Consider the following 13,119-nt stretch of genomic DNA (forward strand, 5'->3'; position numbering starts at 1 on the left):
AATCCCATGACCGTCATCACCCGTTTTGCGCCCTCGCCCACTGGCCATCTTCATGTCGGCAATATCCGCGCGGCGCTCCACAACTGGCTGTGGGCACGCAAGTCCGGCGGCCGCTTCCTGCTGCGTCTCGACGACACTGATCTGGAACGCTCGCGCCCCGAATATGCCGATGCGATCAGGGCCGATCTTGAGTGGCTTGGCCTCCATTGGGACGGTGAAGAAAAGCAGTCGGACCGTTTTGCCCTCTATGAAGATCGCTTCGAGGCGCTAAAGGCCGCCGGCCGCGTCTACCCGGCATATGAAACCAGCCAGGAACTGGACCTGCGCCGCAAGATATTGTTGGGGCGCGGCCTGCCGCCCGTCTATGATCGCGCCGCGCTGGCGCTGACTCCCGATCAGATCGCGGCTTATGAAGCCGAAGGGCGCGCGCCGCACTGGCGCTTCAGGCTGGACCATGACCGGCCCATCGTCTGGACCGACCTTATCCGGGGCGAACAGCGGTTCGACCCCAAACTCCTGTCCGACCCGGTGATCCGCCGCGCCGACGGGTCCTGGCTCTACATGCTGCCGTCCGTGATCGACGATATCGACATGGGCGTCACGCACGTCCTGCGCGGCGAAGATCATGTGTCCAACACCGCGACCCAGATACAGATGTTTGACGCATTGGGCGCGCCGCTGCCGCACTTCGCCCACGAAGCATTGCTGACCGGCAGCGAAGGCAAGCTGTCGAAGCGCCTCGGCTCGCTCGGCGTCGCCCATTTTCGTGAGGCGGGTTTGGAAGCATCCGCCATCGCCTCGCTGCTGGCGCGGCTCGGATCCTCGCAGCCTATTGAACCTTTCGTCGATAGGCAGCCGCTGATCGACAGTTTCGATTTCGCCCATTTCGGCCGCGCACCCGCGCGCTTCGACGAGGGGGAGCTGGCCGCGCTCAACCAGAAGATCGTTCACTTGCTTCCCTATGAAGCCGTCGCTGATCGCCTTCCCACCGGCATGAACGCGGCGGCGTGGGAGGCGATCCGGCCCAATCTGGAAACGCTTTCCGGCGCGGCTGACTGGTGGCGGATCGTCACCGGCCCGATTGCAGCCCCCGCGGTGGCGGAGGAGGATCGGGACTTCCTCGCCATGGCGCATCGCATCCTGTCCGACGCTGCCTTTGATGCGGATATCTGGCGCACGCTGACCGGCGCGCTCAAGGACGAGACGGGCCGGAAGGGGAAGACGCTCTTCCTGCCGCTCCGGCGCGCGCTGACGGGCCTTGACCATGGCCCCGATATGGCGCAGCTATTGCCGCTGCTTGGCAAAGATCAGGCATTGGCGCGGTTGGCGAATTGACGGCAGAAGGGCTGCCAGCGGGCCTTCAGCCGCGTATCGTCTCCAGCGCCTTGGCGACCGCCACGATGCCTTCGGGCGCGGCAGCAAAGCCCATATGGGTGCAATCGACCTCGATCGCGGCGTCCCGCTCGCCAGCGCGCCCCTTGGCGCACTCCGGCAGGATCACGCCATCCCGACGCGACCATAGCGCGATCGTGGGCACGGGTGGCTTCTCCTCGCGCGTACAGGGGAAGGGCGGACGATCGACGGGGACGCCCGATACCAGCTGGTAGAGCCGCCAGGCGTGATTGGCACGCGGATCGCCGGAAAAAGGCGTACCCATCGTCACCACACCGCCGACCTTGTTTCGCGCGAACTTGGCATATTCCCGCGCATATAGACCGCCCAGGCTCCACCCCACCAGCGTCACCGGCGCGCCGCTTTCCCGGCGGATCGCATCCACGCGCCGGTCGATCTGCTCCAAGCTGTCGGGGCGCGGACCCATATTACGGCCCATGCCCCAGTCATGCGCCTCATATCCACCAGCGGTCAGAATAGTGCGCAGCCATTCCATCCGCCGCTCCGACGCCATGAGGCCGGGGATCAGCAGCACAGGCCGTCCGTCGCCCTTGACCTGATCCGCCAGCGCGGCGGCCTGCGCCCGTGTGCGCGCAAGGTCGAACGGCAGCGACAAGTTTCCGAGCAGATGGTTGAGCGAGGGCAATTCGGCCGGACGCGGCCCGTCCGCCAGGCGGTCCTTCCAGAAATTGCTGACGGCATGGACGTAAGGCGGCACGGGACGATGATTCCAAAAGCGACTGGGCGAAAGATGACAATATCGTGACAAACGCCGCCGTCGTCCATCAGTTTCACCGCCCGCGACAAACAATTTTCCGTGTGGCGTTCGCGATTGATCGCCAACACCGCGCGCAGCATAGCAACGCTATGGCCGGTATATTCGCTTGGTAAAAAATGGCGGCGGACCGGACGCGTGGCGAACCGCGATCGCCGCAGGCAACAGGCGCCAGGCGCCACCCGCACTATGCGGCAGGGAACTGCTGGCTTAAGAAAAATGATTTTGGTCGGGACGAGAGGATTCGAACCTCCGACCCCCACACCCCCAGTGTGATGCGCTACCAGGCTGCGCTACGTCCCGACCGGAGGGCGCCCAATAGAGCCATGATCGCTGTGATGCAAGGGCTCAATCGCAATGGCGCGCGCGTCTCGCCGCGCGCCCTTATCATATTGCCTCCGCCCCCCTGTCTGTGTTAGCCGCCCGCCCTTGATCCGTGGGTGCTCCAATGGCCGCCCGCGACCGACAGACAACAAGGCAGTCCCACCCATGTTCATTACCCCAGCCTTTGCCCAGACCGAGGGCGGGCAAGCCTCCGGCGCCGGTATCCTGGTGCAGATGGCGCCGCTGGTCCTGATCTTCGTCGTCTTCTATTTCCTGCTCATCCGTCCGCAGCAAAAGAAGATGAAGGCGCACAAGGCCAAGATCGACGCGGTGAAGAAAGGCGATCAGGTCGTCACCGGCGGTGGTCTGGTGGGCAAGGTGGTGCGCGTCGATGACATCTATGCCGATGTCGAACTGGCGCCGGGCATGAAGGTCAAGGCGATCAAGGCGACGCTGACCGACGTCATCGACCCGATGACCGCCAAGCCCGCGAACGACTGAGCGGCGTCATGCTGAACTTTTCGCGCTGGGCGATCGCCGCGATCCTCCTGCCGCTCCTGATCGGCGTGCTGTGCGCCGTGCCGAGCTTCTTGCCCGATGCCGCCGTCGCCAGGCTGCCCGGCTTCATGCAGACGCGCGTCAATCTGGGCCTCGACCTGGCCGGCGGCAGTCATTTGCTGCTCGAAGCTTCGACCCAGGACGTGGCCAGGCAGCGGCTGGTCAATATGGAGGAGCAGGTCCGCACCGAATTGCGCCGCGGCGACCCGCGCATCGCGATCGGTGATATTTCCAGCCGCGACGGCAAGTTGAGCTTCATGGTGCGCAATCCGGCCCAGGTCGACGCCGCGGTCGAGCGCATTCGTCCGCTCACGCAAGGCGCGGGCCTCACCGGGCAGCGCGACTTCAATGTCGAGGTGGTGAACAGCTCAACCATCGTCATCACGCCGACCGAAGCGGGCATCGACAATGCGGTCAAGAGCGCGATGGAAGTCGCGACCGAAGTGATCCGCAAGCGCATCGACGAAATGGGCACGCGCGAACCCACGATTCAGCAGCAGGGCGACAACCGCATCGTCGTTCAGGTGCCGGGCCTGCAAAATCCCAAGGCGCTCAAGGACCTGCTGGGCCAGACCGCAAAGCTCGAATTCAAGCTGGTCGACACGACCGCCAATCCCGCCGAAGTCGCCCAGGGCCGCGCGCCGGTGGGCAGCGAAGTCCTGCCCTATCCTGACAATCCGTCCGGCGTCCCCGTGATCGCGGTCAAGCGGCAGGTGATGGTGTCGGGCGAGGACTTGACCGACGCCACGCAGGGCTATGACCAGAATAACCAGGCGATCGTCAACATCCGCTTCAATGGCTCTGGCGGCCGCAAGTTCGGGCAGGTGACGTCGCAGAATGTCAATCGGCCCTTCGCCATCATTCTGGACGGCCGGGTCTTGTCCGCCCCCAATATCAACGAACCGATCCTGGGCGGCAGCGCGCAGATCAGCGGCAGCTTCACCGTGGAAAGCGCCAACCAGCTGGCGATCGCGCTGCGATCGGGCAAGCTGCCGGTCGCGCTCACCGTCGTGGAGGAACGTACGGTCGGGCCGGGCCTGGGCGCTGACTCGATCCGCGCCGGCCTCATCGCGTCGGTCATCGCCGTGGTCGCGGTCGCCGCGTTCATGTTCGTGAGCTATGGACGCTTTGGCGTCTATGCGAACATCGCCGTCACCATCAACGTGCTGGTGATCCTCGGCGTCATGGGGATTTTGGGCGCGACCTTGACCCTGCCGGGCATCGCCGGCTTCGTGCTGACCATCGGCACCGCGGTCGACGCCAACGTCCTTATCTATGAACGCATTCGTGAAGAACGCAGGCGCGGCCGCAACGTGGTGCAGGCGATCGAACATGGCTATAAGGAAGCCAGCCGCACCATTTTCGAAGCGAACGTCACCCATGCGATCGCGGGCGGCATCATGCTCGCGCTCGGCTCCGGGCCGGTCAAGGGCTTCGCCATTGTGCTGCTGATCGGTATCGCCACCAGCGTGTTCACGGCCGTCACCTTCACGCGCCTGCTGGCGTCGCGCTGGGTCCGCGCCAAGCGCCCGACCGAAATCACGATCTGATGCGCGCGCGCCGCATTTCCGTTCGCCCTGAGCTTGTCGAAGGGCTGTTCTTTCTTCGGAAGGGAACTGGTCTTCAAGAAGGACTGGGCCTCGACAGGTTCAGCCCGAACGGCATTAGGTTTTAAGCCATGAAATTGCTCAAGCTTGTCCCGGACAACACCAATATCGGCTTCGTCGCGATGCGGAAATGGGCGTTCGCGCTCACCGCGTTGCTGACGGTGCTGGCGATCGGCGCCGTGGCCCACAGGGGCCTCAACCTCGGCGTCGATTTCGTCGGTGGCCTGATGATCGAGGCGAAATTCCCGCAAGCGGTCGAAACCGACAAGGTGCGCGCCACCATCGGCCGCCTGGGCGTGGGCGAAAGTTCGCTCCAGCAATTTGGCGATCCCAAGACGGTGCAGATCCGCCTGCCCTTGCCTGAACAGGGCGGCGCGGGCGCGGCCAATGCGGTGGTGGAAAAGACCCGCAACGCGATGACGGCGCAATTCCCCGGCGTCACCTTTTCCCGCTACGATACGGTGTCGGGCAAGGTGTCGGGCGAGCTGATCCAGAACGGCATATTGGCGGTGGTGCTGGCCGTGGTCGGCATCGCGATCTTTTCCTGGCTGCGCTACGAATGGCAATTCGGCGTCTCGACCTTTGTCGCGATCATGCACGACGTGCTGATGACGCTCGGCTTCTTCGCCATCACCCAGCTGGAATTCGACCTCAACATCGTCGCGGCCGTGCTGACGATCGTGGGCTATTCGATCAACGACAAGATGGTGATCGACGACCGTATTCGCGAAAATATGCGCAAATATCGCAAGATGGACATGAAGGCGCTCATCGACCTGTCGGTCAATGAGACGCTGCCGCGCACCGTGATGACGTCGCTGACCATCCTGCTGGCGCTGGGGTCGCTGTTGCTGTTTGGCGGTCATGTGCTGCGCGGCTTCACCGCCGCGATGATGCTGGGCGTGATCGTGGGGACCTATTCGTCCATCTATGTGTCGTCGTCGCTGCTCATCTCGCTCGGCCTCACCCCGCAGGCGTCGGAGAAAAAAGCGTCCAAGGCTGGCATCGCCGCGCAGGCGGAGCGTGTCGGGCCGCGCGATGACGGGGCGCGACCCTGACCGATTCGGGCATCAGGCTGCGCCGCGACGACAGCGGACAGGGGCCGATCGTCACCGGCTTTCAGGGGCGCGGCTTTCGCGTGCGCGATGATGTGTTTCCCGACGGTCTGTTTCTGAGCCCGCTGCGCGCCATGGCCTGGACCGATGCGCCGTTGGTCGACGCGCTGGACGTCGCGCAATTTGGCGATCTGTTCGCCCTCGATCCCGCGCCCGAATTTCTGCTGCTCGGCACTGGCGCGGGCCTGCGACAGCCGCCCCGGCCCTTCGTGCGCGCGCTGGAAGCACGGGGCATCGGCGTCGAGGCGATGGACAGCCGCGCCGCCGCGCGCGCCTGGGGCGTCCTGCGCGCCGAGGAACGCTGGATCGTCGCCGCTTTGCTGCCGCTCTGATCGTCTGCCGCTAGACCAGCCCTAACCGCGTCAGTTCGCCGAGCATAGCGGGCGGCATCGCCTCCAGATCATCCGCTTCGCCACTGCCCAGGTCCGGCGGCGCATCCTTGTCCTCCAGATAGCGCCAGCCCTGATGCGCCCGCTTGGGGCTGGTGCGCACGGGGATGAGCCGGGGGGCCAGCCGCACCCAATATCGCCCCTGGCCCGTTTCCTCGAAACCCAGCAGCGGGCTGCGGCCGATGATGGTGTGGGCGTGAATCCAGTACAGCGATCCGCCCACCATCTCCTCGACGCGCTTGGGCAGATAGCGGGTGGTGATCCGCGCCTCGCCCGATCCGGCCTGGCTTTCCAGCCAGGCGCGCAGCGACGCGGGGCCTTCGCTGCGGAAGGCGATCTTGGTCATATGCAGTGGCATTACGGCCTTACATGGGCGCTCGGATCAGCCGGTCAATCCCGCCGCGGTCGCCAACCCCAGGAAAGCGAAGAACCCCATCGAATCCGTGATCATCGTCACGAAGATGGAGGATGCCACCGCCGGGTCCAGGTTCATCCGGTCAAAGGCCAGCGGGACCGATGCGCCGGCCAGGCCCGCCGTGATGATGTTCGTGACCATGGCGGCCGCGATGACGCCGCCCAGCGCCATATTCTGGAACACCAGCGAGACGCCGATCCCCAGCACGATGGCGACGGTCGCGCCATTGAGCACCGCGACGCGGATTTCCCGCAAGATGGTGCGCCGGGCGTTGGACCCGGTAATCTGGTTGGTAGCGAGCGCGCGCACGGTGACGGCCATCGTCTGGCTGCCGGCATTGCCGCCCACTCCCGCGACGATCGGCATCAGCGTCGCCAGCGCGACCATCTGCTGGATCGTCCCTTCGAAAATGCCGATGATGGTGGATGCGACCAGGGCCGTCAGCAAATTTGTGAGCAGCCAGCGGACTCGTGCGCGATAGCTGTCGAGCACCGGTTCGTTGATGTCGCCTTCGCCCGCGCCCGACAGGCGCAATATATCCTCGCCCGCTTCCTGGCTGATGATGTGGACGATATCGTCCACCGTGATCATGCCCACCAGCCGGCCCGACCCGTCGACGACGGCGGCCGAGATCAGCGCATATTTCTGGAAGCGCAGCGCCACTTCCTCCTGATCCATGTCGACCGGAATCAGCGTCTGCTCGCGCTTCATGAGGTCGCTCATGGGCACGCCGCGCGGGCAGGTCAGGATCCAGCTGAGCTGGCAGGTGCCGATCGGCCGATGGCCTTCATCGACGACGAAGATCTCCCAGAAATCCCGCGTCAAATCGCCGCTGTCGCGCAGATAGTCGATCACCTGGCCGACCGTCATATGCTCGGGCACCGCGACCAGGTCGCGCTGCATCAGGCGGCCGGCGGATTCCTCCGGGTGCGCCAGCGCGCTTTCGATCGCGGCGCGATCTTCCGGCTCCATCGCCTCCAGCACGGCCTGCTGGTCGGCTTCCTCCAGATCCTCGATGATCGCGACCGCGTCGTCGGTATCCAGTTCGGACGCGAATTCCGCAACCTGTTCGGGCGCCAGTGCGCCGATCAGGTCGTCGCGCACATAGTCATTGAGTTCGGAGAGGACTTCCGCGCCGACCAGGTCGCCCAGCGCCGCGGCAATATCGGCGCGCCGTTCGGACGGGGCCAGTTCCAGCAGGTCGGCAATGTCGGCCGGGTGCAGCGGCGACACCAGGTCGCGCGCCTTTTCGCTGTCGCCATCCTCGACCGCGTCCAGCACGGCCGTCAGATATTCGGGCTTCAGCCGGTCATCCTCATCGTGGCTGGCCTCCGCCGCCTCGATCACCGGATCTTCGAAATCATCCCCATGCACCAGGGGTTCGGCCATATCGCCGCGCTCGCTCATGGCGCCCCCTACTGTCCGGTTCCTGTAACATATCGTCGCTTTCGCCCATGCCCACCGGAAATGCAATAAGGAGACAGCGCTTCCATCCCGGTCTTTAGCCTTTATATGGGCTCCATCCCCACGTCCCCGGCAAGAGAGGATTTTTCATGGCCGACGATACGCTTACCCTCACCCTCGACAGCGGCGGCGATGTCGTCATCAAGCTGCGCCCCGACCTTGCGCCCGGCCATGTCGCGCGCATCGTGGAAAATACCAAGGAAGGCTTTTACGACGGCGTCGTCTTCCACCGGGTCATCCCCGGTTTCATGGCGCAGGGCGGCGATCCGACCGGCACGGGCATGGGCGGCCATCCCGACAAGCCCGACCTCAAGGCTGAATTCAGCCGTCAGCCGCATGTGCGCGGCGTCTGCTCTATGGCGCGCGCGTCCAATCCCAACAGCGCCAACAGCCAGTTCTTCATCTGCTTTGACGATGCCACCTTCCTCGACGGGCAATATACCGTCTGGGGCGAAGTGACGTCGGGCATGGAGCATGTCGACGCGCTGCCCAAGGGCGAGCCGCCGCGCACGCCGGGCAAGATCGTCAAGGCGACCGTGGCCTGATTGTTGATGGGGGCGATGGCGGGTCATCCCGGCCATCGCCCCGCCACCGTCATTTCTGTTCTGCCTGCTTCCTGCGCGCCATGCCATCGGTGATGGAAATCGGCGCGCTCGCGCTGGACGCAACTTCCGCCTCCTCCGGGACATAGGCGCCGATCGACTGGATATGCCAGCGGCGCTGCTCTTCCGTAGATCCCGGCACATCATTGACGCGGCGCAGCGTCACCTGCCGCAACGCATACCAAGGCTTTCCGTTGGCGGCGATGCGGCCATAGACCTGCACCGGCACTGTCACATAAAGCGAACCGGCCGCCCCTTCGGGTTCCGATGGCGCACCGACATTGGCATGGATTTCGCTGAAACCCCGGAATCGCGCGGCAAAATGCGCGTCATCCTGCGCGCCGATCGCGGTCGCCGGATTCCACATATCCTGTGCGTCCTCGAAACGCTTTTCCTCCAGCAGGCCGTAATAGCCCTGCACCACCTGCGCCGCGCCCTGCGCGCTGTCCGGGTCGATCGACCCCTCCTCGATCGGTGCAGGGTCGACCGGCAGGCCGCCCGGCGTCCCCGGTTCGGGCGGTGCGAGCGGCTCCATCAGCGCCATCGCTTCGGCCCGTACATTATTTTCCACCTGCGCCTGGTTTGCGCCATTGGCCAGATTGTCGATTGCGCTCTCCTCCCGCCCATCGCAGGCTGCGACGAGCAGGAGGGTGGCCAGCGCGCTTGTCCTGATCGCTCCCCGCATCAGTTCGGGCGGACCCGATTTGCCGGCTCACGACCACCGCCCGACCGCATTGGTCGCGACATGCGTGATCCTGGCGAGGGTCGTGCGCTCATGCTGCGCTGAGGGCGGGGCTGACTTGCCTGGGGGCGGGGCTGGGGCGATGGGCGGACCGCATTCGCGCCATCGCGTCCGCGCCCGCCATTCCAACGTCCACGTCCGTCCCCGCGGCCGTCATTACCGCCAGGGCGCGGTCGGACATAATTGCCCGGCCGGCCATCGCGATCGGGGCGGCCATCACGGTCGGGTCGCTGCCAGTTGCCGGGCCGACCATCGCGATCGCCACGCCATCCGGGTCGACCGTCGCGATCCCTGTCTCGCCACCGGTCATCGCGCCGGTCATTCCGCCGCGCCTGCCAATAGCGCCGCTGGCTGTCGGTCCAGCGGTGCCGCCGTCCGCCGCGGTCATAGACATAATATCCGGTGCCCGGATAATAGAAGTCATTATACCAGCCATAGCCGCCGCCATAATAGCCGGGGCTGTAATAGGGGTCATAATAGCCCCCGCCATAATAGCCGGTGCCGACGCCCACTCCGCCATAGCCATAGCCATCGTCATAGGCGCATCCGCCCAATGTCATCGCGCCAATCAAGCCGAGGGCGGCCAGAAACCTTCGTGCAGGTCCAGTCATCGCCTGTCTCCTTATCTTCTTGCTGACAGGGGTAACGCGTGGAGTTTGAATTGGTTGTGAATGACCGTTCTGCCGCACGAATTTGATTTATCCGCCGTTCAGAAATCTTCCGCCTCGTTCATGTGCACGACAGAAACCGTGTTGTCGGTGCCACAATCTGGCAGTTTTCCGCCTTTTCGTCATTCCGCCGGGAAACCTTCCCGCCATCATGGTCATTATGATCCCTGCCGCTCCGGTCGCTTGAAGCACCCAGGAAGCGGCCCGGCGGGTCCAAACCGCCGCAAGCATCCAACAACAGATCAAAGGGTCACACCCATGAAGACACTGCTTATTTCGGCAGCCGCTGCCGCGTCCCTGATCCCCGCCGCCGCTATGGCCCAGAGCGGCCAGGCCGACGACGCAGGCGCCACCCGCCGCCTGGAACCTTATGTCGGCGTGATGGGCGGCGTGCATAATTTCGACAGCGAAACCGGCAAGGAAGGCATCCCGCCCGTCGGTTACAAGGGCCGCATGGTCGAAGGCGTCGCTGGCGTGAACTACAATGTCGCAGGACCGCTTGTGGTCGGCGTCGAAGGCACGGCTTCCAAGGGCGTCTCCGGCGACATTGATTGGGAATATGGCGTGGCTGGCCGCGCCGGGGTCAAGGCGGGCAAGGACAGCCTGATCTTCGGCAAGGTCGGGTATAAGTGGGTCAATTTTGACGCGCTCGGCCCGGACAGCCCGGACTTCCACGGCACCACCTATGGCGCCGGCGTCGAACTGTCGCCCGCGGACATGGGCGGATCGGCCCAGAGCAGCAACATCCGTCTGCGCGTTCAGGCCGACACGCTCGGCAATTTCCGCTCGATCCGTCCGATGGCGGGTGTCGTCGCGAAGTTCTGACGCGTTTTGACTGAGCTTCAGTGCTCGAGCGGGCGGGGTGGACCAGGGTCTGCCCCGCCCGTTTACGTGAATGGCGGCATCAACCCATCCCAATCCGCAGCGCCAGCGCCGCCAGGGTGACGATCAGGATGGGAATGGTGAGGCAAAAGCCGACCCGAAAATAATAGCCCCAGCCGATCCTGATGCCCTTCTGGCCGAGGACATGCAGCCATAATAAGGTCGCCAGCGATCCGATCGGCGTGATCTTGGGACCAAGGTCGCAGCCGATGACATTGGCATAGATCATCGCCTCCCTGACCGCGCCCGTGGCATCCGTCGCGCCGATCGACAATGCGCCTACCAGGACGGTCGGCAGGTTGTTCATGATCGAGGAGAGGAGGGCGGCGAGCACGCCCGTCCCGATCGCCGCGCCCCATATCCCGCCTTGCGCCATCTGGCTGATCAGCGCCGCAAGATGATCGGTCAGCCCTGCATTGCGCAGGCCGTAAACCACCAGATACATGCCGAGCGAGAAGATGACGACCTGCCAGGGCGCGCCGCGCAATACGGCCCGGGTCGCGATGACATGCCCCCGTGCGGCGATGGCCATCAGCAGGGCGGCCCCGGCGCCGGCCACCACGCTCACCGGCACGCCGCGCGGCTCAAGCAGGAAAAAGCCCACAAGCAGCAGTGCAAGGACGACCCAGCCCGCGCGGAAAGTCGCCATGTCCCGGATCGCCTCGCCCGGCATGCGCAAGGCCGTCACATCATAGGCCGCCGGTATGTCGCGCCGGTAAAAGAGCATCAGCGCGCCCAATGTGGCGGCGACGGCCGCCAGGTTCACCGGCACCATGATGCCGGCATAGTCCGCAAAGCCAAGGCCGAAGAAGTCGGCCGAAACGATATTGACCAGATTCGCTACGACAAGCGGCAGGCTGGCGGTGTCGGCGATGAAGCCCGCCGCCATCACGAACGCCAGCATCGCCTTGTCGCCATAACCCATCGCCCGCAGCATCGCGATGACGATGGGGGTCAGGATGAGCGCCGCGCCGTCATTGGCGAACAGCGCCGATACCGCCGCGCCCAGCAGCACGACCAGGACGAACAGCGCATGGCCATTGCCCTTGCCCAGCCGCGCGACATGCAGCGCCGCCCATTCGAAGAATCCGGCTTCATCCAGCAACAGGCTGATGATGATGATCGCCACGAACGCGCCGGTCGCGTTCCACACGATGTTCCAGACCACGGGCACGTCGGCCAGCGATATGACGCCAGCCAGCAAGGCGACGATCGCCCCGCCCATGGCGCTCCATCCGATGCCCAGGCCCCTGGGCTGCCAGATGACGAGCGCGATCGTGGCGATGAAGATCAATAAGGCCGGCAGCATCAGGCGACACGCTGGCCATCGGCGTCCACGACCGGCTCGCCATCTTCCTTGGCAAAGGCGCTGCGCTGTCTGGTGGGCAACAGGTCCAGCACCGCCTCGGACGGACGGCACAGCTTCACGCCCAGCGGCGACACGACCAGAGGCCGGTTGATCAGGATCGGATGCGCCATCATCGCGTCGACCAGCGCATCGTCGGACAGCGTCGCGTCGTCCAGGCCCAGGGCGGCATAGGGCGTATCCTTCTGACGCAACAGGTCGCGCGCGGTCATGCCGGCGCGGGCGATGAGATTGACCAGCAGGGCGCGGGAAGGCGGCGTCTTCAGATACTCGATCACATGCGGCTCGATGCCAGCGTTGCGGATCATGGCCAGCGCATTGCGTGACGTGCCGCATGCCGGATTATGATAGATGATGATGTCGACAGCCACGGCGCAGCCTCTCAGCACTGGGGGGTAAGTTCAGCGATCAGCGGCGCGCAAAGCTCGGTGCGTCCGGCGCAGCAATCCTGGAGAAGGAACAGAGCAAGCGCGCGCATCCGGTCCAGATCGGCGCGATAGATGATGAAGCGGCTGTGGCGCTCCGCGCGAACCAACCCGGCCCGCGCCAGAATCCCCAGGTGCGAGGACAGACTATTTTGCGGCACATCCAGTTGCCGCGCGATGTCGCCCGCCGCCATGCCCGCTGGCTCATGACGCACCAGCAGCCGGAACGCATCAAGGCGCGTCCCCTGAGCAAGCGCCCCCAGCGCGGATATGGCCGATTCCGTATCCATATATCCAGAATAATGGATATAATTTGATCTGCGCAACAGCTATTTTGTCCGCATACACGCCCATCGCCATCGACCTTGCCATATCCGGCGCGTGCGGCCATCACC

15 protein-coding genes and 1 tRNA gene are annotated in these 13,119 nt (G+C 64.7%); 7 read left to right on the forward strand and 9 right to left on the reverse strand.

Annotated features, from left to right (window positions below):
* Positions 1–6: 6 nt before the first annotated feature.
* Positions 7–1,335, forward strand: a complete 1,329-nt coding sequence (gene gltX / locus SAB01S_RS08215) for a glutamate--tRNA ligase (RefSeq protein WP_062732561.1) — start codon at positions 7–9, stop codon at positions 1,333–1,335.
* Between the two features lie 25 nt (positions 1,336–1,360).
* Here gltX and SAB01S_RS08220 read toward each other — a convergent pair whose 3' ends face one another.
* Together SAB01S_RS08220 and SAB01S_RS08225 are read right to left on the reverse strand one after the other, a co-directional pair.
* The gene (locus SAB01S_RS08220) at positions 1,361–2,110 is read right to left on the reverse strand and encodes an esterase/lipase family protein (RefSeq protein WP_062732562.1); all 750 of its coding nucleotides are present in this window, start codon (positions 2,108–2,110) and stop codon (positions 1,361–1,363) included.
* A 283-nt stretch (positions 2,111–2,393) separates the two neighbouring features.
* A tRNA-Pro gene (locus tag SAB01S_RS08225) sits at positions 2,394–2,470 on the reverse strand.
* A 186-nt stretch (positions 2,471–2,656) separates the two neighbouring features.
* Here SAB01S_RS08225 and yajC point away from each other — a divergent pair.
* The 4 genes from yajC to SAB01S_RS08245 all read left to right on the forward strand — a co-directional run bounded on the left by yajC (position 2,657) and on the right by SAB01S_RS08245 (position 6,103).
* Positions 2,657–2,992, forward strand: a complete 336-nt coding sequence (gene yajC / locus SAB01S_RS08230) for a preprotein translocase subunit YajC (RefSeq protein WP_062732563.1) — start codon at positions 2,657–2,659, stop codon at positions 2,990–2,992.
* 8 nt (positions 2,993–3,000) lie between these two features.
* Positions 3,001–4,599, forward strand: coding sequence for a protein translocase subunit SecD (secD, locus tag SAB01S_RS08235; RefSeq protein ID WP_021226595.1), 1,599 nt, complete (start codon positions 3,001–3,003; stop codon positions 4,597–4,599).
* Between the two features lie 128 nt (positions 4,600–4,727).
* The gene (secF, locus tag SAB01S_RS08240; protein WP_021226594.1) at positions 4,728–5,714 is read left to right on the forward strand and encodes a protein translocase subunit SecF; all 987 of its coding nucleotides are present in this window, start codon (positions 4,728–4,730) and stop codon (positions 5,712–5,714) included.
* 47 nt (positions 5,715–5,761) lie between these two features.
* Positions 5,762–6,103 carry an MTH938/NDUFAF3 family protein gene (locus SAB01S_RS08245; protein ID WP_083951225.1) on the forward strand — a complete coding sequence of 114 codons (342 nt, stop codon included), beginning with the start codon at positions 5,762–5,764 and terminating at the stop codon, positions 6,101–6,103.
* A gap of 10 nt (positions 6,104–6,113) precedes the next feature.
* Here the strand turns inward: SAB01S_RS08245 and SAB01S_RS08250 are convergent, their stop codons facing one another.
* Both SAB01S_RS08250 and mgtE read right to left on the reverse strand, forming a co-directional pair.
* Entirely contained in the window at positions 6,114–6,518 is a 405-nt protein-coding gene (locus tag SAB01S_RS08250) for a DUF1489 family protein (protein WP_062732565.1), read from the reverse strand.
* A 24-nt stretch (positions 6,519–6,542) separates the two neighbouring features.
* On the reverse strand, positions 6,543–7,982 hold the full coding sequence (mgtE, locus tag SAB01S_RS08255) for a magnesium transporter (protein ID WP_062732566.1): 1,440 nt from the start codon (positions 7,980–7,982) through the stop codon (positions 6,543–6,545).
* Positions 7,983–8,128: 146 nt separating this feature from the next.
* Between mgtE and SAB01S_RS08260 the strand changes: the two genes are divergently transcribed.
* Positions 8,129–8,584: a peptidylprolyl isomerase gene (locus tag SAB01S_RS08260; protein ID WP_062732567.1), complete on the forward strand. Its 456-nt coding sequence runs from the start codon at positions 8,129–8,131 to the stop codon at positions 8,582–8,584.
* Positions 8,585–8,633: 49 nt separating this feature from the next.
* Here SAB01S_RS08260 and SAB01S_RS08265 read toward each other — a convergent pair whose 3' ends face one another.
* Positions 8,634–9,326: a hypothetical protein gene (locus SAB01S_RS08265; RefSeq protein ID WP_062732568.1), complete on the reverse strand. Its 693-nt coding sequence runs from the start codon at positions 9,324–9,326 to the stop codon at positions 8,634–8,636.
* Positions 9,326–9,994, reverse strand: coding sequence for a hypothetical protein (locus tag SAB01S_RS08270; protein ID WP_083951227.1), 669 nt, complete (start codon positions 9,992–9,994; stop codon positions 9,326–9,328). Before SAB01S_RS08270 ends, SAB01S_RS08265 begins: the two co-directional genes overlap by 1 nt.
* Positions 9,995–10,309: 315 nt before the next feature.
* Here SAB01S_RS08270 and SAB01S_RS08275 point away from each other — a divergent pair, with 315 nt between their 5' ends.
* Positions 10,310–10,876 carry an outer membrane protein gene (locus SAB01S_RS08275; RefSeq protein WP_021226587.1) on the forward strand — a complete coding sequence of 189 codons (567 nt, stop codon included), beginning with the start codon at positions 10,310–10,312 and terminating at the stop codon, positions 10,874–10,876.
* Between the two features lie 79 nt (positions 10,877–10,955).
* Here the strand turns inward: SAB01S_RS08275 and SAB01S_RS08280 are convergent, their stop codons facing one another.
* From SAB01S_RS08280 to SAB01S_RS08290, 3 genes are read right to left on the reverse strand one after another with little or no spacing between them, the layout of a single operon-like run.
* The gene (locus tag SAB01S_RS08280) at positions 10,956–12,242 is read right to left on the reverse strand and encodes an arsenic transporter (protein ID WP_062732570.1); all 1,287 of its coding nucleotides are present in this window, start codon (positions 12,240–12,242) and stop codon (positions 10,956–10,958) included.
* Positions 12,242–12,670, reverse strand: a complete 429-nt coding sequence (gene arsC / locus SAB01S_RS08285) for an arsenate reductase (glutaredoxin) (RefSeq protein ID WP_083951244.1) — start codon at positions 12,668–12,670, stop codon at positions 12,242–12,244. The genes SAB01S_RS08280 and arsC overlap by 1 nt, the downstream gene beginning before the upstream one ends.
* Positions 12,671–12,681: 11 nt before the next feature.
* Positions 12,682–13,014, reverse strand: a complete 333-nt coding sequence (locus SAB01S_RS08290) for an ArsR/SmtB family transcription factor (RefSeq protein ID WP_062732571.1) — start codon at positions 13,012–13,014, stop codon at positions 12,682–12,684.
* Positions 13,015–13,119: the final 105 nt, after the last annotated feature.

It is taken from the genome of Sphingobium abikonense NBRC 16140 (assembly GCF_001598335.1).
In the GTDB taxonomy this organism is placed as follows: Bacteria; Pseudomonadota; Alphaproteobacteria; order Sphingomonadales; family Sphingomonadaceae; genus Sphingobium; species Sphingobium abikonense.

Coding starts and splice junctions, on each gene's coding strand:
- SAB01S_RS08275 (WP_021226587.1), top strand. CDS start 10,310: ATGAAGACACTGCTTATTTCGGCAGCCGCTGCCGCGTCCCTGATCCCC.
- secD (WP_021226595.1), top strand. CDS start 3,001: ATGCTGAACTTTTCGCGCTGGGCGATCGCCGCGATCCTCCTGCCGCTC.
- secF (WP_021226594.1), top strand. CDS start 4,728: ATGAAATTGCTCAAGCTTGTCCCGGACAACACCAATATCGGCTTCGTC.
- SAB01S_RS08270 (WP_083951227.1), bottom strand. CDS start 9,994: ATGACTGGACCTGCACGAAGGTTTCTGGCCGCCCTCGGCTTGATTGGC.
- SAB01S_RS08290 (WP_062732571.1), bottom strand. CDS start 13,014: ATGGATACGGAATCGGCCATATCCGCGCTGGGGGCGCTTGCTCAGGGG.
- yajC (WP_062732563.1), top strand. CDS start 2,657: ATGTTCATTACCCCAGCCTTTGCCCAGACCGAGGGCGGGCAAGCCTCC.
- mgtE (WP_062732566.1), bottom strand. CDS start 7,982: ATGAGCGAGCGCGGCGATATGGCCGAACCCCTGGTGCATGGGGATGAT.
- SAB01S_RS08265 (WP_062732568.1), bottom strand. CDS start 9,326: ATGCGGGGAGCGATCAGGACAAGCGCGCTGGCCACCCTCCTGCTCGTC.
- SAB01S_RS08250 (WP_062732565.1), bottom strand. CDS start 6,518: ATGCCACTGCATATGACCAAGATCGCCTTCCGCAGCGAAGGCCCCGCG.
- SAB01S_RS08260 (WP_062732567.1), top strand. CDS start 8,129: ATGGCCGACGATACGCTTACCCTCACCCTCGACAGCGGCGGCGATGTC.
- gltX (WP_062732561.1), top strand. CDS start 7: ATGACCGTCATCACCCGTTTTGCGCCCTCGCCCACTGGCCATCTTCAT.
- SAB01S_RS08280 (WP_062732570.1), bottom strand. CDS start 12,242: ATGCTGCCGGCCTTATTGATCTTCATCGCCACGATCGCGCTCGTCATC.